Raw genomic sequence first — 25413 nt, 5'->3', positions numbered from 1 at the left:
GGTGGGTGCGTCACGACTGTTCATCGATGACGCGACCCCGGGGCGTGCAACTCAGGTGCCCACCTCGGCGCACTCGAGCGCCGAGGGCAGAGATCAGCGGCGCTTCTTGTGCGCCGATGCCTGACGCTGGATCTCGCCGTGCCGGAAGCATTCGGTGAGATGATCGTTGACGAGTCCGACGGCCTGCATGTACGCGTAGATGACCGTGGAGCCAACGAAGTTGAAGTCGCGCTTCTTGAGATCTTTGCTCAGTGCGTCGGACTCTGGCGTCGTCGCGGGGACGCGCTGTCCCGCTTTGAGTCGATTGTCTTTCGGCGCGCCTCCAACGAAGTCCCAGACGTATGCGTCGAAGCTGCCGAATTCTTTCTGCACGGCGAGAAAGGCGCGCGCGTTCCGCGTGGCCGACGCGATCTTGAGTCGATTGCGAACGATGCCCGGATCGTCCATGAGCTTGAGCATTCGCTTTTCGGTGTAGCGCGCGACAACGGCAGGATCGAAGTCGCTGAACGCCTTTCGATAACCCTCACGCTTCTTGAGGATCGTCGACCAACTCAGTCCGGCTTGGGCGCCTTCGAGGATGATGAACTCGAAGTGCGTGCGATCGTCGTGGACTGGAACGCCCCATTCGCGGTCGTGATAGTCGAGCATGAGGGGATCATCCGGGCCGACCCAGGCGCAGCGTTTCACGCGATAGTCTCGTGCTAGAGGGAACCGATCATCGATCGAACCATCTCGTCGAACGTCATCTTCATCAAAGAGACAACGCGCAGCTCGCCGGCGCGATCGGCGGTACCGGCGCGTCGACGCGTAGCGATACCAGGTGTAGGGCTCGCCGAGCAAGCGCGGCATGTTCGGCGACCAGCGACGAGTACTTGTCGTAGCCGCCGGATCCCGCGTGGATGATCGCCTCGATGTCGCCGAACTTCTTCAACAGCGAGCGAGCGCGCTTCGGGCCGATGCCTGGGACGCCAGGAATGTTGTCCCCGGTCTCGCCGCACATCGCTTTGAAGTCATACAACACATTCGCCGTTGGAATCTGGTACTTCTCGCAAACGGCGGCCGCGTCGAACAATTGGAACCCGCCGCCCGTGAGAGGACGGGCGACGTCGATGTTTGCCGCGGTGAGCGCCAGCATGTCGGAATCGTTCGAGAGCACGACAACTGGCCCCCGTTGCACCGCACGTAACGCCAGCGTGGCAATGATGTCGTCAGCTTCGAAACCAGGTAGCATCTGCACGTTCCAGCCGCGACGTGACATCTCTGCGGCGCCGTGGATCAGCCACTCCGCAGTCTGCGTCGTGCGGTGTGCCTTGTATTCGGGGTACTCGAGCTTTCGCCAGGACGGTGCATCGGTGTGGTCGAGAGCAACGACCAAATGCGTCGCCTGGAGTTCCTGTGCGGCGCGCTGGATCATGCCGATCGCCGCTGGAGTGGCTCGCTCTGGCGGAATGTCGCCGCCGAACGCGCAGCGCAGGAGAATATTCGAGCCGTCGACGAGCAACAGTTTCATGTGGAGCTCCGCGTCCAACAACAAACGCGAAACGCGTGCAGGCCATTGATGACCGAGCACGCGTTCAGCGTTGCACTCTGCGAATCAGACTGGGGCGGTTGGACTCGAACCAACAACATCCCGATTAACAGTCGGGTGGTCTGCCAATTGACCTACGCCCCATCAGTTCCTGCACCCGCGACTACCATTCAACAAAAAGGCCCGCCGTTTCTCTGGCGGGCCGCGTGACTTCAGTACCGACGCGTGCTAGCCAGAGCTCCGGGATGAGTTCCGATTATTATTGCAATTCAAATTGAGATTGGCGGCGCGTGTCATGTCTTCAAGATACGGTTCGAGCGGCGATCGGTCAACCAGTAGTTTCGCCCGCTTGCCATCATTTGACGCTCCCATCCACTCGATGGTCACGGGCGCTTTGGTACGATCGCGATACAATCTCAGTCACTCCGCAACGCGACCAATGGGTCCACTAGGGTCGCCCGCCGCGCCGGAACGAGGCACGCGAACAGCCCCACAGCGATCAGCACCGCGGCAACGCCGCCAAAAATCACTGGATCGCGCGGCTGAACCTGGAACAGCACGACCTTCATGAGCGTCGAGATCCCAAGTGCCAGTGCCAGGCCAACGCCGATGCCGACGCCCAGTTGGAGCAGCCCCTGCCCGAAGATCATGCGCACGACGTCGCCACCACGAGCGCCCAGCGCCATGCGAATGCCGACCTCGCGCGTACGTCGGCTCACCGAAAACGACATCACGGCATACAGCCCGACCGACGCCAGGAACAGCGCGACAAAGCCGAAGATCATGAACATCGTTCCGAACACGCGGATGAACCACAGCGACTGCGCGGTCGCATCGTCGAGCGACGACGCCCAATAGAGCGGAATGTCGGGATTGAGTGACGCGACCGCCTCGCGCACGGCCGGCGTGATCGACATCGGTGCGCCATTCGTACGCGCTGAGATGTACACGAACGCGCTGCGTGCCTGCGCGAACGGTTGAAACATCGCCGGCGGCATCGGTTCTTCCTGATCGCCGCTGAACATGTCGCCCACCACGCCAACGATCGTTGACCACGGTGCCGTGCTCTTTTCATCACCGAGTCGAACGCGCCGGCCAATCGGATCAGCGTTCTTGAAATACTTTGCCGCGAAGGCGCGGTTGATCAACACAACTGGCAGCGCGCCGACGCGATCGGCCTCGGTAAAGACTCGGCCCGACGCGAGCGGTGTGCTGAGCGTCGCGAAAAACTTTGGCGTTATCGCGAGCAGTCGTGAATTGGGATAGTCCTTGTCCTTCAGATACGTCTGGCCTTCGACGGCGAAGTTGGTGCCCGAGTAGCCCTGTCGCGCGCCCGGCAGGCCAACACTGAGCGCGGCCGATTGAACGCCGGGCAGCGTCGACACGCGCTCGACGAGTTGATCGAAGAAGCGCCATTCGGATGCGGTATCGGTGTACGCCGCAGGGAATCCGACGCGCGCGGTGAACACGTTCGCCGAGACGAACCCCTTGTCCATCGTGTTCATCTTGGTCACGCTCTTGATCATCAGCCCCGCGGCGACGAGCAGGCCGCACGACAGCGCAATCTCGAACACTACCAGCGCTTTACTGATGCGGCCAACACGAAAGCCCGACGCACCGCGCGTCTCGTCCTTCAAGATTTCATTGATGTCGGCGCGCGACGACTGATATGCCGGAATGGCGCCAGCGAAAAACGTTGTGATGATTGCGATGACGATCGTGAACAGCAGCACCGGCGGGTGCAGCCGAATATCGATGAAGAACGGAATCGAGGTCGTCGCGATGGCGCGATTGAACAGCTGCACGCCGCCGTATGCGACCGCAATACCAAGCGCCGTTGCGATGACCGACAGGATCAGCGACTCCGCGAGAAATTGGCGAATGACCGCCGAGCGCGATGCGCCGAGCGCCGTGCGAATGCCGACTTCCTTGGTGCGATGCGCCGCGCGGTCGAGCAGCAGGTTGGCGACGTTCGCACAGGCGATGAGCAGTACGAAGAACACCGCGCCGAGCATGGTAAAGAGTAGTTGTCGCGGTTCCTTGCCGATGTAATCGTCGGTGAACTTGGAGGTGTTCCCGGCGAAGCCCTCGTTCGTCTGCGGATACGTCGTCGCAAGGCGCTTGCCGATCGTCGCAAGATCGACGTTCGCCTGATCCATGGACACGCCAGGCTTGAGCCGGCCGAACGTTCGAAGGTACTGGCCCTGTCCACGTTCCGTGGCAAGCGGATCGGTCTGCAGCGGAACCCACAGCTTGTCGTTGTTCGGGAAAGCGAAACCATCAGGCATCACGCCGATTACGGTGAACGGCTGGCCATTCATTCGAACGACCTTGCCGATCACGTTGCGATCGCCGTTGTACCGCTCGCGCCACGTCGAATACGCGAGGATGAGTACTTTCTCACCTGTGGGCGTATCTTCGCCCGCGCGAAAATTGCGGCCGAGAACGGGCCGGACTCCGAGAATGTCGAAGGAGTTCGCGGTCATCCAGGATCCGTCGAATCGCTCGGCCTTTTCTTCGCCGCTCAAATACATGCTGCCCGACGTAAAGCCGCCGATATCGGTGAAGCTGCGCTGCTGTTGCTTGTAGTCGAAGAATTCCTGAATCGGCAGCGACTGTCGCCGAATGCCCCGAGTGGGATTGGATCGTTGGACGACCATGATTTGGTCGCCATCCGGGTAGGGAAGTCCCTTCATCAGCGCCCCGTACACGATGCTGAACATCGTGGTCGTGAGCCCAATGCCGAGCGTCAGCGCGAGTATCGCGACGATCGTGAGGCCCGGACTCTTGAGCAGGGAGCGGATTCCGTAGCGAACGTCCCGGAGTAGTGCATTCATGCGATCCACCGGTGGGGGTTGGACGGGGCGGCGTGGCCTCGTACGTGCGCTCCATTGGGTGGGTTTCACGCGTGGCACATCATCACACAAGCCGTACAGACGCGAAACGACACAGGTCAATAGATTTCTCGCATGTCCGTGACGAACCGTCCGATCTGGGACGACCCCGATGCGTTGCAACTGCCCGAGCTCACTTCGCAGAGGGAGGCCGATGTTTGCGTGGTCGGCCTTGGGGGATCGGGTCTGACGTGTATCCAGGATTTGCTCGACCGGGGCAAACGCGTGGTGGGCGTCGACGCGGTCTCGATCGCCGCCGGCGCCGCGGGCGGGAACGGCGGATTTCTACTCGGCGGCCTGGCCATGTTTCACCACGACGCCGTCGCTCGGCTCGGTGCCCCAGTCGCGACGGCGCTCTATGAGCAAACGCTAAAGCAGATCGATCGCATTGCCGCCGAGGCGCCGGCCGCTGTTCGGCGCACGGGGTCGCTTCGTATTGCCGCGTCGACGGAAGAGCTGGACGACTGCCGTCATCAGTACGAGGCCATGCGGCATAACGCGTTGCCTGTGGACTGGTATGATGGCCCTGAGGGACGCGGACTGCTGTTCCCGGCCGATGCCGCCTTCGATCCAGGCGCGCGGTGTCAGGCGCTGGCGTCGGCGGTGCTATCGCGCGGCGCTCAGCTGTTCGGACGGTCGCCGGTCGTGTCCGTGGGCGACGGTCTGCTTGTGACGCCACACGGCAGCGTGCGAGCCAAGCACATTGTCGTCGCCGTCGACGGCAAGCTCGATGTCGTGGTCCCGGAGCTGGCATCGCGCGTTCGAAGCGCCCGCCTGCAAATGCTCGCGACAGCGCCCGACCCGAACGTGGATCTTCCACGTCCGATCTATTCGCGCTGGGGCCTCGACTATTGGCAGCAGCTCCGCGACGGCAGCATCGTGCTCGGCGGCGGTCGCGACGTCGGCGGCGAAGCCGAGTGGACGACGGACATTTCTCCGACGCCCGCTGTGCAAGACGCGCTAGAACGCTTGCTACGCGAGCAGATTGGATCGACGGCGCCGATCACGCATCGCTGGGCAGCGACCGTGGCGTATACGCAGAGCGGCCTGCCGATTCTCGAAGAGGTCCGGCCGGGAGTGTGGGCAATCGGAGCGTATTCTGGAACGGGGAACGTGATCGGCGCACTGTGCGGACGCGCCGTGTCCGAGTTGATCGTGCGCGGGCGGTCGGAGCTCGCGAGTCTGCTGCGCGCTTAACGCGTCTAGAACTCGGTGCTCATGCGATCGATGCGCCGACGTTCGGCGCGTCGCCGTTCGGAATTGGGCGCCGCCGAGCGAAGCGGGGCATCGTCAGGCGAATGCGGACGATCGCGCAGTACCTCGCGATCTCTCATTGGGTAGCGAACCGTTCCGACGTCCGCGGCGCGTCGTCCCGGATAGCGCGAACGATCCCCGCGAGCCGCATCGGCATCGGGTAGGTCGGCGGAGTCCATGAGGATGAGCTCTCGCGTGCGATCGATGAGAACGACGCGCACCGGAACGAAAGTCCGGCGGTCGCTCGCGGAGAGATCGATGTCGAGGAAGACGACTTCACCCGCAGTGTCGTCGATCAATAAGTCTCCGACCGCACCCAGGCGTCTTCCTCCAATCGTGCGCACCTCCCACCCGCGAATGTCTGGCTCGCCTTCGGAGACGGTCCAGGATTCGAGAGTGCTCATGGGCACGAGCTGCTCACGCTCACTCGCGTAGGGCTCGCCGCTGTGCGCTGCGGTCTCGTCACGATCCTGCCGATCCATAGTTCTGCGCGCTCCGTTTTTGTGCGCTCGTGTGCCCACCCGGAAACTCTGCGGACCGGGCAGCCGTTTGGATAGTGGACCAGTGGCCTCGACCGTCGGCGCTGGCACACAGCCCGCGCTGGAAACAAAGATCTCTAACGTGACGGACCCAGGTTCGTTTTCCGGGGGTACGCCAGGTCACCTTGCAAGGGCGGCGCCAATGTACGGGTCGCTCAAAGGCGAGCTCGTCTACGTCTGGACAGGACGAGAAACGCGTGAATGTTTCGGGTAGAGGGGGTTGCTTGATGCTTCGACGTGCTTCGCTGCTTCTGCTCCTGTCGACCACTCCTGCGATGGCTCAGCGCGTTGCGGTCGACTCGGCCGCGCGCTGGGTGGATTCGCTGCTGTCGCCCTTTGCCTCGAGGCGAAAGCCGGGCTGTGCTGTCGGAGTCCGCCTGAACGGCTCCTTGGTGCTCGCTAAAGGGTACGGCATGGCCGACCTCGAGCACGAGATACCAAACGCGTCGGAGACGCCCTTCTACGTCGCATCGCTCTCCAAGCAGTTCACGGCGATGGCGATTGTCCTGCTGGCGCGCGACCATCGCCTGTCGCTCGACGATTCGGTGCGGAAGTGGATTCCCGAAGTGCCGTCGTTCGGCACGCCGATCACACTGCGACACCTGCTCAACCACACGAGCGGATTGCGCGACTACTTCACCCTGCTCGCCGTGTCTGGCTGGCCGAGTGATGGCCCGTTGACCGAGCAGCAGTTGCTGGCGCTCGTTGGCCGGCAGCGCAGTCTCAACTTCACGCCCGGCGACGAATTCCTGTACAGCAACACCGGCTACGCGCTGCTCGCGATTGTGGTGAAGCGTGCGTCGGGTGAATCGCTGCGCGACTTTGCGGCCGAGCGAATTTTCAATCCGCTTGGAATGGCGCATACGGAATTCCGTGATGACCACACGGCGCTGATTCGCCAGCGCGCCGTTGGCTACGCGCCGGATGCGCAGGGCTATCGCCTGAGCCAACCGCAGTTCGACATCGTCGGCGACGGTGGCGCGTATTCCACGATAGAAGATCTCGCAAAATGGGACGCGAACTTCGAAAGTGGCCGCGTCGGCGGCAAGGCCGGCATTGCGTTGCTCGAGGCAGCCGGACGCCTGAACGACGGTCAGGAAATTCGCTATGGGTTTGGTCTCAGCATTGGCGACTTCCGTGGCTTGAAGACGTTCTCACACAGCGGAGCGTACGGCGGCTATCGCAGTTCGATGATGCGCGTGCCGAGCGAGCATCTCACGGTAATGACGCTCTGCAATACATCCGAAGCGCCGGCAACGCTCACGGAGCAGATTAGTCGTGTGTTCCTCGGCCTCGCCGACGAGAGGACGCACGTAGCCGAAGGTCCGTCGTCGCAGCCGAGCCTCATGGCGTTCGGTGCGTCGCAAGCCCCGGGTGATTCATCTGGCGCGCGGCAGCGGAACGATCAGCTCGCGCAGCTGGCCGGCAGCTACTACAGCGCGGAGCTCGACATGGCGATCACTACCGCCGCGCGCGAGGGCGTTCTGGTGCTGTCGCGCCCGCACGCCGACGACCTTCGCTTTGTCCCGCTCGCCGACGATCTGCTCATGAACCGCGATCAGATTCTGATGCGCGTGGTGCGTGATGCGACGGGCCGAGTCACTGGGTTTGCCCTGACCGTGAATCGCGTGAGAGATCTCGCATTCACACGGCGAGACGCGTCACCCTGACGTTGGAGGTCGCTTGGTGCGACGGGTTGCCGTTGCGACGAGCGGGTTTTCCGGCCAGTCGTGTTTCGGATACCGTCCGCGCAAATCCTTACGTACGTCGAAATAACTGGTGCGCCAGAAACCGGCGAGATCGCGCGTCACCTGCACGGGACGCTGCGCCGGCGACAAGAGATGCATGGTCACCGGCACTCGGCCGCCAACGAGCCGCGGCGAATCGGTGAGGCCGAAAACCTCCTGGATCCGAACCGCCAGCACAGGAGATGTGGGGTCCGAATAGTCGACACGAATACTCGAGCCGCTTGGGACGTCGAGATGAGTTGGCGCGAGCGAGTCCAGCTCCCGGCGTTGACGCCAGTCCAGCAAATTGCCGATCGCCGCGACGAAATCGATGCGCGTGAGGTCAGTCCAGCGTCGCACGCCATCGAGTGCGTCGCCCAGCCAATCATCGAGCCGCTCGAGCAGGGCAGAGTCGGAGACGTCTGGCCAGCCGTCGGAATGCAGAGCGACGAAGGCGATTCGTTCGCGAAACCGAAGCGCTGTGTCTGACCAGGGCAGCGCCGCGACTCCGCGGCGGCGAATCGCACCGACCATCGCTTCGCGTACGAGCCGCCGATCCGGGTCTGCGAGGCCGACGTCGCGCAAGACAATTGCGCCCAGCGTCTCGCGTCGTCGTGCCTGGACGCTCGATGACGATTCGTCGAATTCGATGACGTCGTCGTTCGTGATCTGATCGGCGAACGAGCTGCGAATGTCGTCGAGCGAAACGGGCGCCGCGAGAAAGACGCGGCTCTCTGGCCGTTGATCGTCGAGCTCCGCGGCGACGATGTACGGCGATGCCGCAAGCGACTGTGCGCCGAGCAATTCGCCGCCGCGCCCATTTCGCAGCACGAAGCGCGCGCGTTGGCCCGAGCGTCGCTGGGCGACGCGATCGGGATACGCGAGAGCGAGCAGGGCTCCCGCGGCGGCGAGCGAGATACTCTCGTCGCGCGCCGCTCGCAGCTGACGTGCGAGACGATCGGCTTCGCTCCGAACGCGTCGCAGGCCATCGCGATCGACGTCGATGCCAGCAGAGTTTGCGGCAGACGAGTGCTCGCGGCGAATCAGCTCCAGGCGAAGACCGACATCCGCGTCGATTGGCCCGCCAACGCCGCGCAGAATGTCCCGCTCGGACAACAAGGCGGCGAGCTCGCAGGCGAGTTGCACGGCGCCCATGTTGCGCGAACGAACGAGCATGTGTGCGAGCCGCGGATGCACCGGCAGCGTTCGCATTTCACGACCATGATCGGTCACGTGGCCGGCGGCATCGATCGCGTCCAGCTCGCGGAGCAGCTCCCTTGCTTGCGCAAAGGGCGCGGCCCCGGGTGGATCGAGCCACTTCAACTCCTGCGGATCTGTAATTCCCGCAGCCGCCAAGTCGAGCGCGAGCGGAGCGAGATCGGCGTTGCTGATTTCGGGCGGCGCGTTTGCCGGGAGATGAGAATTCTCATGCTCCGGCCAGAGTCGGACGCAAATGCCCGGACCAAGGCGACCCGCGCGCCCTCGTCGTTGATCCGCCGAACTCCGGGACACGCGAACAGTCTCGAGGCGCGTCATGCCCGTGCGCGGCGAGAAACGCGGAACGCGGGCGACGCCGCTGTCGACGACGATGCGTATGCCGTCGATCGTCAGACTCGTTTCGGCGATCGACGTCGCGAGAATGATTCGCCGTCGGCCATTCGGGTCAGGACGCAGCGCTCGATCCTGCTCTTCTTGCGAGATCGCTCCGAACAGTGGCAGCACCACGGTTCGGTCCAGCGCCCGTTCTTCGAGCATCGCGCGAACGCGATGAATCTCCGCGGCGCCCGGGAGGAAAACGAGAACGTCGCCTGGCTCATCGCCCACGATCGCGGCGACGGCCGACGACACGTTCGCCTCCAGGCGCATTCCCGCGCGCGGCTCAGCGTAGCGAGTCTCGACCGGAAAGGCGCGACCCTCGCTCGTGATGATCGGAGCACCGCCGAGCAACTCGGCGACAGGCCCACCGTCGAGTGTTGCGGACATTACGAGCACGCGCAGATCGTCGCGGACGAGCGCTTGTGTCTGTAGCGTGAGTGCGAGACCGAGATCCGCGTCGAGACTGCGTTCGTGAAACTCGTCGAAGATGACGAGCCCGACGTCGTCGAGCGTGGGATCACGTTGCAGACGACGTGTGAGCACGCCTTCGGTGACGACCTCGATGCGCGTAAGTGGCCCGACGCGCGAGTCGCCGCGCATGCGATAGCCCACCGTTTCGCCGACGTCTTCGCCCAGGAGCTCCGCGAGGCGATGCGCTGCCGCGCGCGTGGCGAGCCGTCGTGGCTCGAGCATCACGATCGTGCGATCGCCGAGCCACGGCGCGCCAGCGAGGGCGAGAGGAACGCGCGTGGTTTTGCCGGCTCCTGGGGGCGCCTGCAAAACCGCCGCTCTCGACGACTCCAATGTCGTCCGCAGAAGCGGAACGACCGGGTCTATCGGGAGCGGCGGTGCAGGAGTGACGGTCTTACTCAGGAGCGCGGGTGTGGTGCGCGCTCAGGACTTGAGGATGATCAGGAAGCGCGACGGCTCCCAGAACTGTTCCGGCTGATCGATGCGAATGCCACCGGACATCTTGCCGTCACGCGCGGCGAATGGCGACGCGAAGGTCGGATTCTGACGCGTGAAGATGGTGTAGTCGCCAGCGGGGAAGTTGATGACGCGATCGCGCAGGCGATCGATCTTCGTGAACTTGGTCGTGTCGATATCGCGCGCGAGAGACACGGTACGTCCGCCAACGATAACGAAGCGCTTGTGCCCCTCTTCGACGAGCACGCCCTGATGGATCAGCTCGTCCTTGGTACCGATGACATAGAACGCGACGTTCTTTTCCGTGGTCAGCGCCGTGACGGTATCGGTGAGCGCCAGCTTTTCGCCGGCGAGGCGGACGTTGTCCTTGGTCACCGTGTCGACGCGCGACGTGAGCTGCGCAATCTGGACGGTCTGCTTCTGGATCGTTGCCTCATACTCAGCCTTCTGCGTTTCGACCGTCTGACGCAGCTCGGCGATCGTTCGCTCATATGTCTCGACCTGGGCGACGATGGTCGAGTCATGCTTGGAGAGGCTGGCGGCACGCGTGCGGAGCGACGCAACGCGCTTCTCGCTCGAGTCGAGGCGCGCGACCAGCTCCTTGATGCGCGCGTAGACCGCGGCGCGCTCTTCCTTCACGGCCCCGAGATCCGACTCGCGCGTCAGCTTGGCGGTGAGCTTGGCGGGCTTCCGCGATTTGATCTTCGCAACTTCGGCGTTCAGATCGTTGACGAACTGCGTGGAGGCCATGACCTCGTTGAGCAGATCGTTCTTGATCGCGACAATGGAGTCGGTGCGGAGCGAATCGACATGCGCCAGCGTACGTGCCCGGTCCTTGGCCTGGGTGTCACAGGCCGCGATCAGCACGACGAGGGGAACCAGAAACCGGAGGGAGGGGCGCATAGGACGATTGCCGAGTGTAGGGAGAACGCCGTTCAGCGGATGTGTCCCGCGGGTAATGAATACAATAATCTGATTGTCTCGCGATCGGGGGCACTCAACGCGTCGACGCGGACCAGCGACGCCATGATGTCGTGGACATCGAGGCTGTGCGCCAGTCCGAGGGCGTGTCCCATTTCGTGGAGCGCGATTGCCTTCATGCCATGACTATCGAGCGCTCGGCCGTCGCCCATGTGCGTGGCCAGCGTGATGTCACCGCGCGTAAGGAAGCCGCCGCGATCGGTACGCCAAGTGGTCGAGCCCGTTTTGCGGTCGAGATAGTCCGTCCATTTGACGCGGATGTCGGCGTCGCGCGCGGACCCCACGTACGCGAAGCGAATCGGAATCCCCGTGGTCGACCAATCGGCGATCGCGGCGCGCACCGCCGCGGGAAAGCCGGCTTGTTCTCCACTCACCGTGGACGACGAGTCGATCCAGACCTTGAGCGGCTCGGACACATGGTCCGGCCAGCGTTCGATGACCGAATCGCGATCCGCGAGCAGGCGGCCGATGTAGGTGCCGGTTGCCCCCGACATGATCGCGTCGAGCGTCGCTCGCGCGCGCGAGCCAAAAGCCCTCGACGCGATAGTTCCGTCCAGCGACTCGTCGTGCGCGAAGGTGGCGCAGTTGGCCAGGCCGGCGGTCGTAACGGCCGCGGCGAGGACGACGAGCGAGCGTCCCACGATGGGGAGAATCCTGCGAGACAACATGGAGAGACTACGAAAGAAGGAGGGGGCCTTGCTGCGGAGGGGTCTTTCCTTCGTGCGCGCGAACCGGGGAGGTCCGACCTTATGACGATCGTACCCGCGTCGGCTCGAAAGTTCCCGACGAACCTGCGCTACGGCGCACAGGGTGTCCAGTCCGACTTTTGACGAACTTACTGTCGGAGTGCAACCAGCGGATCGACCCGCGTAGCGCGCCTCGCGGGACCATAGGTGGCGAGTATGCCAACCACCATGAGAAGCGCTGCAATTCCGGCATACGTGGCAGGATCGGTCGTCGCAATTCCGAACAGTAATCCCCGAAGCGCGCGCGTGGCGATCAGCGCGACGACGCTGCCAATCGCGAGGCCCAGCGCCGAGATCACAATTCCCTCGCGAAGGACCATCGTGCGGATTTCCGAGGGCTCGCCGCCGAGGGCCATTCGAATTCCAATCTCTCGAGTCCGCTGTGACACGAGGTACGACATGACGCCGTACAGGCCAATGCTCGCCAAAAGGAGTGCGGTGAGCGCGAAGACGGCGACGAGCATCGCGTTGAAACGCTGTTTGGCCAGCGTGCGCGCCGCGAGGTCGCTGAGCGGCTGAATTCGAGAGATGGGCAGTTCTGAGTCTGCAGATCGGACGACGGCGCGTAGTGGTTGAGCGAGCCCAGCTGCTGATCCGTGACTGCGCGCGACGATCGACAGCGTCGATTGGGGCTCCTGCATGTACGGGAGATAGATCTGTCCCTCTCCCTCGGACTGCGGGCCGGCGTTGCGAACGTGTCGCACAACACCAACGACAGTCGCCCATTCGCCGTCGTTGCGGTTCGGATTGATGCGCTTGTTGATCGCGCTCTCCTTTGGCCAGTGCTGTCGCGCGAGTGTTTCGTCGACGATGACGACGGACGGCGCGTTCTTGGAATCGGCCTCCGAGAAATCGCGTCCGGCGAGAAGGGGAATCCGTAGAACGTGGAAGTATCCCGGCAACACCACACCGTATTCGGCGTGCGGAAATGGGTCGTTCGGACCGCTGGGCTCGCCTTCCGCTCTGTACGATCCACTCCATCCGTCGCCGCTCATCGGCACGGGGTATCCAGCGCTGACTTCTGTGACGCCTGGCAACGCTGCGGTGGACGCAACAATCTGTTGATAGAACGTCGCGACTTTCGACAGGCTGTCGTACTTGGCGCGCGGTAGCGTGAGCTGCACCGCCAGCACGCTGTCGGGTGAGAAGCCTGGATTCACTTGGCCGAGCGCGATGAAACTGCGCCCGAGCAATCCGGCGGAAACGAGAACGATCAGAGCCATTGCTACCTGCGCAACGACCAGCGTGACGCGTAGACGATGCCGACCAACGCCATCGTTCGCGCCGCGATTCCCCTCGCTCAATGTGCCGCGAAGATTGCCCGCCGATTGCTGCAGCGCGGGCACGATGCCAACCAGCAGTCCGGTGAGCACAGAGAGCGCAACAGAAAAAAGCATCACTCTCGCGTCGAGGTGCGCGTCGGCGATTCGTGGCAGCTGCCCGGCGTCGAGTTGTACTAAAACGCGAATGCCCACCCACGCGAGTAGCACGCCGAGCGCACCACCGGCGGCGGAGAGAACGACGCTCTCCGTTAGTAGCTGGCGTACGACGCGCCCTCGCGCTGCACCGAGTGCAAGGCGAATCGCGAGCTCACGCTGTCGCGTTGCGCCGCGCGCAAGCAGCAGGTTCGCCACATTCACGCACGCGATGAGAAGTACGAGCCCAACGGCGCCAGCGATGACGAACAATCCCGTTCGCACCGACCCGACCATTTGTTCACGGAGTGGCAGCGACACGAGCCGCCAATGTTTCGACGCTTCCACCGCGTAGCGTTTCGGGAAATTCACTCGAAAACGCGCCGACACGGCGTCGATGTCGGCGCGCGACTGCGCGTCAGTGACTCCCGGACTGCGCCGCACCACGACCCCGAGGAACTGGTCGCCACGGCCGGCGTTCCGAGAGGTCTCTAATGTCGACGGAATCCAGAGGTCGGCCGGCTCACGGAGAAAGTCGAGCGGCGCGTCGGGAAAGCGAATGCCTCGAGGCATGACGCCGACGATGGTTCGTTGAAGGCCGCCAACACTCACAGTGCGTCCAATGACGTTGCGGTCGGCGCCGAAGCGTCGCGTCCAGAGCGCATGGCTGAGGACGATCACGCGCGGCGCACCGGGCGTTCCGTCGTCGCCGCCAAATGCGCGCCCGAGTGCGGGCGCTGCGCCGAGGAGGTCGAAAAGGTTGGGGGTGACGACGTAGGCGATGAGACGCTCAGGTTCGCCACCGTCGCCAATGAGCGCCGACGGCTGACGCGAGATTGCCGCGACCGCATCATGCGCGCGTAGCTGTTCCTTGAGATCGAAGTACTCTGGCGGCGCGACAGCGGTGCGCGATGCCGCGGATTCCGCGTTGCTGTTCCAGATCATCTCGATCCGGTTGGCGTAGCGATACGGCAGGTCGTTCAGGAGCACTGCATCGAGCACGCTGAAGATCGCGGTGTTGGCTCCGATCGCGAGCGCCATCGTGAGCACTGCGACAAAGGCGAACAACGGGCTTCGGCGCAGCGTGCGCAGTGCGAACTCAACGTCCATGCGTACTTCCTGGCGGATTTCGGCGCGTCGCATGTCGCTCTCCATATCGGTTCGAATGACTCGGCATTCGCCGCGCACCCGTTCGACGTCGCCGAAACGCGCGCGAGCGGCCGCGCGTGCTTCGGTCTCGTTCATTCCACTTTCCATATAGCGGCGGGTCTGCAGCTCGATGTGCGCGTCGAGCTCGTCGCCGATCTCGGTCTCGATCGGAACGGGCCAGACGAGTCGTCGGAGCCGCCGGGCCAATGGAAGGCGATCGGGAATCACGCGGGGCCCATGACCTTGGCGACAGCGCTCGTGAAGTGTGCCCACTGCGCCGATTCGGCGCGAAGCTGCGCGCGTCCCTTGGTGGTCAGCGAGTAGACCTTGATGCGCTGGCCGATTTCGGATTTGTCCCACGCGGCGTCGATCCAGCCGCGTCGCTCCATGCGATAGAGGGCAGGGTAGAGCGAGCCCTCTTCGATGCGGAGGGCATCGTCGGTGGTGTCCTCGATCCAGCGCGCGATGGCGTAGCCGTGGCGCGGTCCCCAAGACAGTGTCTTGAGGACGAGGAGGTCGAGCGTGCCTTGCAGGAGCGGGCTGCGAGCGGCGGGCATGATGGGCGTACCTAGAATGTCTAGGACCATCATGCTGCGACGTACCTAGAATGTCAAGGTACGTCGTCCACCGCTCGCCATACGCCGCGCGTTGCTACTCGAGGATGGCGCTCCAAATGAGCGGGTACGTCGACATCGCCTGTCCGCGGTACTGCGGACGGAAGCCATACAGCACCACGTGCCCCTTGCCGCGCCTCACGTCGACGAGAGCAGCTTTGCCGTTGAGCTTTGCGCCGCCGAGCAGCCAACCCGAGAGCAGGGGATTGCCCGCGGCCGGATATGTCGCGACAGCCGTCGCCTGCTCGGGATCAGAGATCTCGAATGCCGGCCCGTTCTCGAACCACACCGCAGGCGTCGTCGCGGTGAATCCGCGCGCGACTGGATGATCGCGCTTGATCTCCACGCCGAGGATCGAGCCCGGCGCGTAGAAATCCGTATTGCGAACACCCGCGAGCACGTTCTTCACCGGCAGCTTGAGCCCGTCGATCATCGCCGTAGACGCCGTATTGAACGCGAGCACATTGCCGCCGCCGTTCACAAAACTCTCCAACGCCGTGAACAGATCACCGGCGCCTGCACCACCTCGGCCGCCACGTCCGCCGCCGCCACCGACTCCACCTTCGGAAAAGACGATCGCGTCGAACTTCTCGTTCAACCCGCCGGCGACGACGTCCTTTTCGGTGATGATCGTATAAGGAATCTTGTAAGTGTCGAAGATCCAGTGCGTCCAACCGTGATCCATCGATTCGTTGGTGCTCAGGCGGAACAGTGCAATGCGCTTCGCCGATTTGCCGCTGAGCACCGACGTGTAGGTCGGCTCCGGGATCTCCTTGATCGCGTTGCCCGTCGCGGGTGCGGCGCCGGTCACATGGGCGACGTCGATACCAAACAGCAGGGGCACGGTGTGAGCCGTCACGTCGTACGGACGCTTCGGCGGCCCACCCGGATATTCGAATAGATCGGGATAGGCCTGTCGCTCCAGCAGCGCCTTGGCGTACGCGCCGAACGGCTGCTTCGTGAGAATGACATAGCTGCCCGTTGGATAGGTCTTGTTCTCGATCGTCACCGGCGCGGTGCTCTCGCGAATCTCGACCTGGCCGTGTTGCAGCGTCCAAATCGTGCGCTTGAGCGCCTGCGTGTCAGGCTGCGTTTTCGGAATCACAATTGCCGACGGCCACTTGTCGGTTCCCCACGCCGGCAGGCTGCCGAGTGCCCGGTCACCTTGCTTGGCGTAGCCCTCGAGCCATGCGCGACGATTCTCCGCCGCATCGAGAAAGAGCGCCCAGCTCGCGGCGGTCTGATATCGGACGATGTCGCCGTACGTCCATTTGCCGCCCGGCCAGAGCGACGGAAAATTCCACGACACCACGCGCGCGTCGTAACCGCGGCCGGTGCCGAGTCGATCGAACGGAATGTCGACCGGCGTGGCCAACTGCGCACTCGCTGTTTCCGTGAGCAAGCGCGCGCCGCGATGATACAATGAGTACTGTCGCGCCGGCGACCACTGATCGTACGACGCGTTGCTCGCGACGCCGGTGAAGCCGTCGTTCGTCATACGCCACACCATCGCCATTCCGAGGCCGTTCGTTGCCGCCGTGAGAATCGGATCGATGTTCGGCTCGATCGGATCCATGTACGGCGGAATGAAGATGCGGCCTTCGTTCGCCCCCTGCTGATGGATGTCGTTGACGATCTGCGGATCCCACGGCGTGTACAGTGAATCGACCGTGTAGCGCGTCTCGACCTGCGTGAACGAATACCAATCGCGGTTGTCGTCGTGGCCGACATACTTATGGTAGAGATCCGGCGGAGCACGACCCTCTGCCGGCGTTCCAAGCGTGGATCGATAGTAGTCGCCAACGATGTCGACGCCGTCGGGATTCTGCGACGGCACGAGCATGATGATGGTGTTGGCGAGGATCTCTTTTGCTTCGCGATCCTGCGCGCGCGCCAACCGATCGGCGAGAACGATCGGCGTGGTGAAGCCGCCGGACTCCGTCGAGTGAATTGCCGACGTGACGAGAATGACGTTCTTACCCTGGTCGATGAGCTTGTCGCGCTCACCCGCCGCCTGCAGTCGCGGATCCATGAGCTTTCGCTGGATCTGACGATAGTGGTCGAGGTTGGCGAGCGTACTCGAGTCGGAGATGAAGGCGACGATGAACGGCCGGCCGAGTGTCGTCTTGCCGAGCGTTCGCACGCTGACGCGCGGACTCGCTTTGTCGAGCGCGGCGAAGTAGTCCGTGATCTGCTTCCAACTCGGCAGATGACGGTCGGCGCCCGGCTCGAAGCCGAGGATCGACGCTGGGGTTGGAATGGGTCGCTGCGCCGCGAGAGCAAGCGGCGCGCTGAACGTGGCGGCGAGCGCAAGCGTAACGAAGGCGATGCGCTGGCGGAAATGCGGACGCGAAATCAGACGCATGAGTGTCCCGAAATTGAGTACCGAGGGACGTTACCCCGCGCCCGCGCCCGCCGGAAGGCGGGATCAGCCGAGTCGTGCGTCGTGCTGGCGCGGCTCGGTTACGGTTTCGAAACGATGACTGGGTGGCCCTCACGAAGCGCCGCGAGCTTCTCCAACTCGCCGCGATGTCCCCGGAGGAACGTCGCATTTTCGGCGAGCGTCGGCGTCGGCGGCGCCGCGGCAGGATCATTGATGAAGCGTTCAGCCGACGCGATGGCAATCGAGGCCACGAAATAGTCGCGCACCGACATGCCGCCAGCGTTGATCGCGGTCACGACAGCCGGATTTGCCGCGAGCCATTTGAGACCGGCGTCCGCTTCGGTCGATCCCGCGTCGGTGATGTTCACGCTGAGGTACTCGCGCATCGACGGGTCGCGCGCCTGTCGCGATGCGACGCTATCAGCCGCCGCCATGAACCGCGAGAAATTGATTGGCGTGAGGCGGTATTCCGTCGCCTTGGTCATGCTGCGAGAGTCCGTGCGCGTCACTTGAACGCCGGGGCCGGCAGCGTCGATGATCGCGCTCGTCTTTGCGACCGATGTATCGAGGAGGCCGCCCGCTTGCCGCTCATGCGATCCGGACGTGCACGCCGCGATCGCAGCAATCGTCACGAGCGCAAATCTGGTGAACCGCGATCTCGAATCGACAATCGACATCCCCACTCTCACCTTCTATGGATTGCTGAGAAAAGCAGGGTGTGTGCTAGAACAGACGGAAGTATCGCTCGCGCACGAGGCGACGTCCGAGTTCTTTCGCATTCGTTCCCGGCTCGACTTTGATTCGGCGGAGACCGAACGGATCGGTACTCTGCCAGTTCATCCGTCCCTTGCCGCGTACCGCGCAGCGATAGCCTGCCTGCTTGGCGAGCCGTCGCACCTCGCTGCTCTGATTGCTGAATGGGTAGGCGATGACGTCCACGTCGTGCCCGAGCAGTTCGCCGAGGCTCTGCCGCGAGCGCGTCAGCTCGAGGAGCGCCTGATCGCTTGGAATGCGGGCGAGCGGACGATGTTCGACGGTGTGCGAACCAAAGTGGACACCTTCCGCCTGGAGGTCGCGGATTCGCTCAGCGCCGAGGAGAGGGAAGGTGACCTCGTCGCGCTCCCACGCGTTCGTTCCGCCAATCTGACCGGCGACGAGAAACACGGTGGCGTTCATCTTTCTCGCCTTGAGAACCGGCCACGCGTGCTCGTCGAAGCACGTGTATCCGTCGTCGAAGGTGATGATGATTGGCTTTGGCGGGATGACGTTCTTGGCGTTCGCTCGGTGGTCGAGCCACTGGTCGAACGTGATCGCCTGATATCCCCACGCGAGGAGCGCATCCATGTGCTCGGCGAAGAGGGCCGGGCTCACGAAATTCCCAGGAGTTCTGACGCCGGACGGAAGCTCATCGATCTTATGGTACATCAGGATCGGGAGCTTCATGCCTTGGGCGACTGACTCCGTGCGAAGAGGAAGGCGTACTTGAGGAAAGCCGCGAAGGAGCTGACCGCCGACGCCACGAAGCCGACGGAACCATCACGCCAGCCTGAGAAGACAATGTAGTCGCGGATGAATCGCCAGGTGGGGCGGGCTGTGAGCTCCCACAGGCCGGCGGTTCGGCCGCGCGCGTGAAGGTCGTCGGCGCCCCAGCGAGCGTACTTCACGACCTTGGTCACGTGGTGCGTGAGGTCGCGGTAGGGATAGTGAAGGATGGGACCGGTCAGCGTTCCGACGTCCGAAATGGCCTCGAGATGCTCATGCACGCGGTTGCATACGTACCGGCGATCGCGCGTGAACAGTCGGATGTGCCAATCCCGGCCCCAAGGTCCGTGCTTGAGCTCGCGGCCGAGGTAGTGGTTCCGGAACTTCATTCGGTAGGCGGCGTGCGTCGGACTGGCCCCGCTCACGACCTGACCCAGCTCGGCCCGAAGTTGAGGCGTAACTCGCTCGTCGGCGTCGAGAGCCAGGATCCAGCCGTTCCGCGCCGCCTCGATTCCCGCATTCCGCTGGCCCGCGATGGTCACGCCCGGGACCACCAAAACCTGTGCTCCGGCGGCCTGAGCCACGCTCACGGTCTCATCGGTCGAGCCTCCGTCTACGACGATGACCTCATCCGCCCAGCTTAGATCCGCAACAGCGCGGGCGATCTGCGTCCCCTCGTTCAGGGTGGGAATGACGACGGAGACCAGTACCCGAGCCGTCGAGCGCGCCTCGGAGGCGTCCGGCTCGATGTGACCAACGGGGAAGGTAAGGGGTACGACAGCGGACATTGGTACGTGGGGGCAGGGTCATTCGACGCTAAGACCACCCCTGGATTGTTGCATTCCTGGGGCCCGGTCAACCATTTATAGACTGGCCCTATCAGATGGATATCAGACCGCCCGCCGGCCCAGTGACTTTAAGGCTTCACACGCTCGGAAACGTTCATCTCACGCGAAACGGCGAGCTCCTGACTGGAGCGGCCGGACAGCGTCGCTTGCTCGCGATTCTCACGATCCTGTCGGTCGTTGGCGAACGTGGGATGTCGCGGGACAAGCTGCTCGGGCTCCTCTGGTCGGAAGGAGATCCGGATAAATCGCGCCACGCGCTGACGCAATCTCTGTATCACATCCGCAAAGCGCTCGGCGGTGAACGAATCTTTGTCGGCGGCGCGGATCTGCGATTGGATCCAACGCTAGTAGGCTCAGATGTAAGCGATTTCCAAACTGCCATTGCCGACCGCCGCTTTGCCGACGCCGTGGCAATGTATCGCGGGCCGTTTCTCGACGGCTTCCATCTGAATGGCAATCCCGAGTTCGACTTCTGGGTTTCGAGCGAGCGCGATCGGTATGCGCGGCAGTTGTCATCTGCCATCGCGGCGCTCGCGGACGAAGCGGCTCGCGCAAACGACTCGCCGAGCGAACTCCGGTGGTTGGAGCGATCGGCCGATCACGATCCGCTCGATGGTGCCGTCATCGCGCGGTACATGCGAGCGCTGATCGCGGTAGGCGACCATGCGACGGCCCTGCAACGGTCGCGAAGCTACAAGACACGTCTGCGTGAAGAGCTCGACCTCCCGCCGGATCGCGCGGTGGTGGAGCTCGTTGCGGAATTGCGGCGGACTGCGCAGGCCAAGGCTCGCGTGTCGGATGTCGTTCCCGACGCGTTGCCAGCCGACGCGACGCCAGAGCCGGTCTCGGTTCAGCCTGCACCGATTCCGATCGACTTGCTGCCAGCGGATCACAGCCGCTCGCAGCGTCGTGCGCGACGTTGGCGAAATGTGGCGTGGGTGTCCGCTGCCGCGGCCTTGGCATTCGCCGCATTTGCCACGCGCGTTGCCGCATCACGTGAGGCGAACGATCGCTCGGTAACGCGCGCGACGACGATCATGATCGCTCCGTTCAGTGTGGCAGCGTCCGAACCGGCGAGTGCCTACCTGCGCGAAGGTCTGCTCGATCTCCTTGCTGCGCGACTGACTGAGCCCGACGCGAAGCGCGCAACCGATCCAGCGCGTGTGTTGCAGGCGTGGAAGACGGCTGGGTACGGGCCGGAGAGCTCCGTTTCGGTCGAAGCGGCAGCGCGAATCGCGCGCGGCTTCGACGCCGGAGAAATCGTGATGGGATCGGTCGCGTCCGCGAACGGCGGGGCCGGGGTAAAGATCCACGCGTCGCTCGTCGACGCCGCGACGAGCCGGGTGAAGGCCCAAGTCGATGTGGGTGGGTCGCCAGACAGCCTGATGGTGTTGACCGATCGAGTCGTCAACGGATTGATCCTCACCGAAGCCGGCGAACGCGTTGGCGCATTTCCGCAGGTGCCGGTCGCTCCACAAGCCCTGCGGGCGTATCTCGCCGGACGCGCGGCGTACCGCCGCGACGACTACTACGGTGCGATGCGCGCGTATGAGCAAGCGATGGCCCATGAGCCGACCTTTGCGCGCGCCGCGCTGGGTTTGGCAATGTCGGCCGATCATGTGAACGCGGCCGAGCAGCACGATCGCGGACTGGCGGTTGCCTGGGCGCGGCAGCGCGAACTTCCGGTTGGCGACCGCGAATACCTGCGCGCGTTCGCTGGACCTCGATATCCGGAACCGTCATCCGCCGGCGAATCGCTCGCCGCGTGGGAGCAAGCGGTTCGGGTTGCTCCGGATCGCGCCGAAGGCTGGCACGCTCTAGGCGAGAGCTTCTACTACGACGCCGAAATGATCGGGCTGCACGATGGCTCGGCGCGTGCGGCTGACGCATTCCAGCGCGCGCTTCGACTCGATCCATCGTTCGCTCCGTCGCGTCGCATGTTGACGCTGCTCCTGGCGCGCAATGGGGATACGACAGGGCTTCGGTCCTTTCTCGCCGCCGGCCGCGACTCCGAAGACTCGATGAGCGTTTTCGTACGCTGGCGCGTGGCGCAGGCCCTGAAGGACGCGCGAGAACTGGCACGCGTTCGGCGCGCGTTCGACGATGCGCCGAGTGCAGCGCTGCGCAGTATCGCGATGACCAGTCAGGTCGATGGCGTCTCGATCGACGACGGGGACCGCGCGCTCGCCATCCTCCGTAAGCGTCCGCTCAGCGACGCCGAAGAGATTGATCTCGCGTTGGCGAATCACAGCCGCGCGCTCAACAACGCTGACCTGCCGCGCGCCTACGCAATCACCGAAGAGCTTGGACGCCGGCAGCCGGGGCTGCATCCGCAGCTTCGCCTTCGCGTCCTGGACGGGCTATACGCCAACACCGACCGAGCGGCGGCGGCCGCGGCGGCAGCGCGTTTGGAAACGCTCATCTCGGCGAGCACGCCTTTGACGCTCGCCGACAGCGCGGTCCGGCTGGCTGACGTGTGCGTCGTGGGTCAATGGCGCCTCGCGGCGCACGATACCGCCGCAACGCGAACGGCGGTGCGGGCGCTGCGCGCCGGTGTCGCGGGCCGATTCCCGGTGCCTGTGGGCGCGAGTCCAATGACGTGCGCCGAACTACTCGACGTATCGCTCGCGGTGGCCGAGCGCGGAGCAGGAGCTCGCGATCGTCTGGCACATTTGGATTCTCTAATGCTCAGCGGTCCGGCGGTGAGCGACGCGACACGCTACGCGAATCTGATCGTCGCTCGGCATTATCAAGCGCTGGGTGATCCGGCCCATGCGCTGGCCGCTCTGCGCCGCCGGTCGTACATGCGCGGCTGGCCGCGGTACCGATCGACGGGTCTCCAACTGCAGATCGATCTTGCGTTGCAAATGGGTGACAGCGCGACCGCGCGCTCGGCCTATCAGCGCCTGATGGCAACGCGGCGCCCCCCAATCGTAGCAGAGGCGCCGCAGCCGCCGTTCGTCAGTCGTCTTCGCCGATTCTCTCGGCGACTGGTTCAGTAGCGAACTACCGGCGACGGATCGACACGCCGCCGTTCGTCGTCATCACACGAATCGTTGAACCGCCGGCGCCGAGTTGCGTCGAGATCTGTCGGCTGAACGATCCCTGCACGGTGATCGGGAAGCCGATGTCCATGCCGCCGTTCTGCGTGCCCGTCTGCAGCACCGCGGAGTACGACGTTGGGATGTACATGCGGACGCCGCCGTTCGAGGTACGAAGGTCGAGACCAGCGCCGCGCCACCGATCGCCACTCAGCTCTGCGGTGATGCCGCCGTTGACCGTGCGACCGCGAACGTCGCCCTCGACGTCGGTGAGAGTGAGTCCCCCGTTGACCGTCTCGAGCTCGAGTCGTGCGTCGACTCCGTCGACTGACAGGCCGCCGTTGCTGGCGTTGAGCGACAGGTCGGTGTGTCGCGGGACCCAGACTTCGTAGCTCACGGACCAAGACTCGCGGCGTCCGGTCGTGGGTCCCGACGCGCGGATATCACCCGCGTTGCTGGAAATCACGACTTCCTTGGCAATCGCCTCGGCCTCCGACGCCGTTTCGGCGTGCGCCTGGATCATGGCCACGACCTGGATTTCGTTCTTGTCCCAGCCATGTACGGTCACGCCGCCGTTGGCGCGTCCGTCGACGGACAGGGCCTTCGCGGCCGCCATGGTGAAATCGCGCGTCTGGCAGACCTGCGCGTAGTCGTCGCGATTCCGGTTGCAGTTGTCCATGAACTGTCCGGTTCTCACGCTCTGAGCGTGAAGCGTCGCGGCGGTGCATGCGGCGAGGGCAGCGGATATTGTAACGCGGCGATACATACGAGCTCCTGGTGGCGTGGCGGTGGAGTGAGCCATCGGAGGGTGAGACAGAGGCCCGCCACGAATGGTTGGAACGCCTCGAATGACCGTATATTGAGGCGCTCGCCATTCACCCTCGCTTCGCTCGGACGTCCTATGACTCGCCGTCTGCTTTCGCTTGCTGCCGCCACCGTACTCGCTGGTTCGACGCTTCACGCACAGTCGACGATTACCGACCGGCAGCGCGCTGACGCAAACCGGCTGATCGACGCCGCTCTCCGCGACACGATGGCGTACTCTCGCCTGGCCGAGGTGACTGACCGGTACGGCAACAGGATCAGCGGATCGAAGGCGCTCGAGGACGCCATCGATTGGATTCTCGCACGAATGCGCACCGACGGATTGGCGAACGTTCGCGGCGAGCCAGCAATGGTGCCGCATTGGGTACGTGGTCAGGAATCGGTCACGCTGGTATCGCCGCGCTCGGCGCCGCTGCACATGCTTGGCCTGGGAATGAGCGTCGGAACGCCGCCGGCCGGCATCACTGCGCCCGTGCTCGTCGTGAACAGCTTTGAGGATCTTCAAAAGCATGCGGCCGAGGCGAAGGGCAAGATCGTGCTGTTCGACTATCCGTTCCCGCAGAACGTGCCGGCCATGGACGGCTACCGGAACGCAGTCGCGTATCGTGGCGGCGCGCCGGCGGCCGCAGCGAAGGTCGGAGCAGTGGCGACGTTGATTCGCTCTGTCGCGTCGTTCTCGATTCAGAGTCCTCATACGGGCTCCACGCGCTACGATACCACCGTCACAAAGATCCCCGCGGCTGCGCTCAGCGTGGAAGACGCAGAGATGCTGCATCGTATGCAGGATCGCGGCGAGAAAATCACCGTGACGATCAAGATGGAAGCGCACCAGCTGCCCGACGCTCCGTCGCGCAATGTCGTGGCCGAACTGCGCGGCAGCGAAAAGCCCGACGAGGTCGTGGTGCTCGGCGGACATATCGACTCGTGGGACGTTGGCCAGGGCGCAATGGACGATGGCGGTTGTAGCGTTGCCGCGTGGGAAGCCGTGCGCCTGATGAAGGAACTCGGTCTCAAGCCAAAGCGTACGGTGCGCGTGGTGATGTGGACCAACGAAGAGAACGGTGGCCGCGGCGGTCGCGCGTATCGCGATGCACACGCCAACGAACTCACGAAGCACAGTGCGGCAATGGAGTGCGACAACGGTGTGTTCCGCCCCAACGGTGTTCGGTTTCAGGGATCGGACGCAGGGTTGGCGTTCATGAAGCCTGTGGGCGCGTTGCTCGAACGTATCGGCGCATCGCGAGTCGAGAAGGGCGATGGGGAAGCGGACGTCGGTCCGATTCTGCAGCAGGGTGTTCCCGGTCTCGCGCTCGATGTCGACGACACCAAGTACTTCTGGTATCACCACACCAGCGCGGACATGATGACGGTGATCGACCGTCAGGATCTGGCGAAGTGCGTCGCGACCATGGCGGTGATTGCCTATATCCTCGCCGACGTCGATCGCGTTGTGCCGAGATGAAA

18 protein-coding genes and 1 tRNA gene are annotated in these 25413 nt (G+C 63.9%); 4 read left to right on the top strand and 15 right to left on the bottom strand.

Annotation, left to right across the window (positions count from 1 at the left end):
- Positions 1-93 precede the first annotated feature (93 nt).
- The 4 genes from AC6H4Z_RS16575 to AC6H4Z_RS16560 form a co-directional block, all read right to left on the bottom strand.
- On the bottom strand, positions 94-687 hold the full coding sequence (locus tag AC6H4Z_RS16575) for a DNA-3-methyladenine glycosylase I (protein WP_497543067.1): 594 nt from the start codon (positions 685-687) through the stop codon (positions 94-96).
- A 64-nt stretch (positions 688-751) separates the two neighbouring features.
- Positions 752-1510, bottom strand: a complete 759-nt coding sequence (locus AC6H4Z_RS16570) for a 5'-3' exonuclease (protein ID WP_497543066.1) — start codon at positions 1508-1510, stop codon at positions 752-754.
- An 89-nt stretch (positions 1511-1599) separates the two neighbouring features.
- Positions 1600-1672, bottom strand: a tRNA-Asn gene (locus AC6H4Z_RS16565).
- Between the two features lie 272 nt (positions 1673-1944).
- The gene (locus AC6H4Z_RS16560; RefSeq protein ID WP_497543065.1) at positions 1945-4365 is read right to left on the bottom strand and encodes an ABC transporter permease; all 2421 of its coding nucleotides are present in this window, start codon (positions 4363-4365) and stop codon (positions 1945-1947) included.
- A 132-nt stretch (positions 4366-4497) separates the two neighbouring features.
- On the opposite strand from AC6H4Z_RS16560, the gene AC6H4Z_RS16555 reads away from it, so the two are divergent.
- On the top strand, positions 4498-5619 hold the full coding sequence (locus AC6H4Z_RS16555) for an NAD(P)/FAD-dependent oxidoreductase (protein WP_497543064.1): 1122 nt from the start codon (positions 4498-4500) through the stop codon (positions 5617-5619).
- Positions 5620-5624: 5 nt separating this feature from the next.
- Here the strand turns inward: AC6H4Z_RS16555 and AC6H4Z_RS16550 are convergent, their stop codons facing one another.
- Positions 5625-6080 carry a PRC-barrel domain-containing protein gene (locus tag AC6H4Z_RS16550; protein ID WP_497543063.1) on the bottom strand — a complete coding sequence of 152 codons (456 nt, stop codon included), beginning with the start codon at positions 6078-6080 and terminating at the stop codon, positions 5625-5627.
- 362 nt (positions 6081-6442) lie between these two features.
- On the opposite strand from AC6H4Z_RS16550, the gene AC6H4Z_RS16545 reads away from it, so the two are divergent.
- Positions 6443-7885, top strand: coding sequence for a serine hydrolase domain-containing protein (locus AC6H4Z_RS16545; RefSeq protein ID WP_497543062.1), 1443 nt, complete (start codon positions 6443-6445; stop codon positions 7883-7885).
- On the opposite strand, the gene hrpB is transcribed toward AC6H4Z_RS16545, so the two are convergent.
- The 9 genes from hrpB to AC6H4Z_RS16500 form a co-directional block, all read right to left on the bottom strand.
- Positions 7877-10375 (bottom strand): ATP-dependent helicase HrpB, encoded by a 2499-nt coding sequence (hrpB, locus tag AC6H4Z_RS16540; protein WP_497547059.1) that lies wholly within the window; start codon positions 10373-10375, stop codon positions 7877-7879. The two genes, AC6H4Z_RS16545 and hrpB, sit on opposite strands and share 9 nt — an antisense overlap.
- Before the next feature lie 57 nt (positions 10376-10432).
- Entirely contained in the window at positions 10433-11368 is a 936-nt protein-coding gene (locus AC6H4Z_RS16535; RefSeq protein ID WP_497543061.1) for a Cbp1 family collagen-binding glycoprotein adhesin, read from the bottom strand.
- Positions 11369-11400: 32 nt separating this feature from the next.
- Positions 11401-12087 (bottom strand): matrixin family metalloprotease, encoded by a 687-nt coding sequence (locus AC6H4Z_RS16530; RefSeq protein ID WP_497543060.1) that lies wholly within the window; start codon positions 12085-12087, stop codon positions 11401-11403.
- Positions 12088-12281: 194 nt separating this feature from the next.
- Positions 12282-14984, bottom strand: coding sequence for an ABC transporter permease (locus tag AC6H4Z_RS16525; protein WP_497543059.1), 2703 nt, complete (start codon positions 14982-14984; stop codon positions 12282-12284).
- Positions 14981-15313: a PadR family transcriptional regulator gene (locus AC6H4Z_RS16520; protein ID WP_497543058.1), complete on the bottom strand. Its 333-nt coding sequence runs from the start codon at positions 15311-15313 to the stop codon at positions 14981-14983. The genes AC6H4Z_RS16525 and AC6H4Z_RS16520 overlap by 4 nt, the downstream gene beginning before the upstream one ends.
- Before the next feature lie 94 nt (positions 15314-15407).
- The gene (locus tag AC6H4Z_RS16515; protein ID WP_497543057.1) at positions 15408-17735 is read right to left on the bottom strand and encodes a M14 family zinc carboxypeptidase; all 2328 of its coding nucleotides are present in this window, start codon (positions 17733-17735) and stop codon (positions 15408-15410) included.
- Between the two features lie 98 nt (positions 17736-17833).
- Complete coding sequence (locus AC6H4Z_RS16510) at positions 17834-18385, bottom strand: hypothetical protein (RefSeq protein ID WP_497543056.1); 552 nt, start codon at positions 18383-18385, stop codon at positions 17834-17836.
- A gap of 91 nt (positions 18386-18476) precedes the next feature.
- Positions 18477-19196: a polysaccharide deacetylase family protein gene (locus tag AC6H4Z_RS16505; protein WP_497543055.1), complete on the bottom strand. Its 720-nt coding sequence runs from the start codon at positions 19194-19196 to the stop codon at positions 18477-18479.
- The gene (locus tag AC6H4Z_RS16500; protein ID WP_497543054.1) at positions 19193-20023 is read right to left on the bottom strand and encodes a glycosyltransferase family 2 protein; all 831 of its coding nucleotides are present in this window, start codon (positions 20021-20023) and stop codon (positions 19193-19195) included. Before AC6H4Z_RS16500 ends, AC6H4Z_RS16505 begins: the two co-directional genes overlap by 4 nt.
- A 122-nt stretch (positions 20024-20145) precedes the next feature.
- Between AC6H4Z_RS16500 and AC6H4Z_RS16495 the strand changes: the two genes are divergently transcribed.
- Positions 20146-23085 carry an AfsR/SARP family transcriptional regulator gene (locus tag AC6H4Z_RS16495; protein WP_497543053.1) on the top strand — a complete coding sequence of 980 codons (2940 nt, stop codon included), beginning with the start codon at positions 20146-20148 and terminating at the stop codon, positions 23083-23085.
- Between the two features lie 4 nt (positions 23086-23089).
- Here the strand turns inward: AC6H4Z_RS16495 and AC6H4Z_RS16490 are convergent, their stop codons facing one another.
- On the bottom strand, positions 23090-23890 hold the full coding sequence (locus AC6H4Z_RS16490; RefSeq protein WP_497543052.1) for a DUF4097 family beta strand repeat-containing protein: 801 nt from the start codon (positions 23888-23890) through the stop codon (positions 23090-23092).
- Between the two features lie 135 nt (positions 23891-24025).
- On the opposite strand from AC6H4Z_RS16490, the gene AC6H4Z_RS16485 reads away from it, so the two are divergent.
- A complete protein-coding gene (locus AC6H4Z_RS16485; RefSeq protein ID WP_497543051.1) occupies positions 24026-25411 on the top strand; it encodes a M20/M25/M40 family metallo-hydrolase in 1386 nt (461 codons plus the stop codon).
- Positions 25412-25413 lie beyond the last annotated feature (2 nt).

It is taken from the genome of Leucogemmata humicola, assembly GCF_055379415.1.
Note: the sequence above shows the minus strand (reverse complement) of the source record. Positions and strands in the feature narration are given on the sequence as shown.

Bases quoted from the DNA above. Each gene is read 5' to 3' on its own strand.
- AC6H4Z_RS16570 (WP_497543066.1), bottom strand. From the start codon at position 1,510: ATGAAACTGTTGCTCGTCGACGGCTCGAATATTCTCCTGCGCTGCGCG.
- AC6H4Z_RS16560 (WP_497543065.1), bottom strand. From the start codon at position 4,365: ATGAATGCACTACTCCGGGACGTTCGCTACGGAATCCGCTCCCTGCTC.
- AC6H4Z_RS16555 (WP_497543064.1), top strand. From the start codon at position 4,498: ATGTCCGTGACGAACCGTCCGATCTGGGACGACCCCGATGCGTTGCAA.
- AC6H4Z_RS16550 (WP_497543063.1), bottom strand. From the start codon at position 6,080: ATGAGCACTCTCGAATCCTGGACCGTCTCCGAAGGCGAGCCAGACATT.
- AC6H4Z_RS16545 (WP_497543062.1), top strand. From the start codon at position 6,443: ATGCTTCGACGTGCTTCGCTGCTTCTGCTCCTGTCGACCACTCCTGCG.
- AC6H4Z_RS16535 (WP_497543061.1), bottom strand. From the start codon at position 11,368: ATGCGCCCCTCCCTCCGGTTTCTGGTTCCCCTCGTCGTGCTGATCGCG.
- AC6H4Z_RS16520 (WP_497543058.1), bottom strand. From the start codon at position 15,313: ATGCCCGCCGCTCGCAGCCCGCTCCTGCAAGGCACGCTCGACCTCCTC.
- AC6H4Z_RS16515 (WP_497543057.1), bottom strand. From the start codon at position 17,735: ATGCGTCTGATTTCGCGTCCGCATTTCCGCCAGCGCATCGCCTTCGTT.
- AC6H4Z_RS16505 (WP_497543055.1), bottom strand. From the start codon at position 19,196: ATGAAGCTCCCGATCCTGATGTACCATAAGATCGATGAGCTTCCGTCC.
- AC6H4Z_RS16500 (WP_497543054.1), bottom strand. From the start codon at position 20,023: ATGTCCGCTGTCGTACCCCTTACCTTCCCCGTTGGTCACATCGAGCCG.
- AC6H4Z_RS16490 (WP_497543052.1), bottom strand. From the start codon at position 23,890: ATGTATCGCCGCGTTACAATATCCGCTGCCCTCGCCGCATGCACCGCC.
- AC6H4Z_RS16485 (WP_497543051.1), top strand. From the start codon at position 24,026: ATGACTCGCCGTCTGCTTTCGCTTGCTGCCGCCACCGTACTCGCTGGT.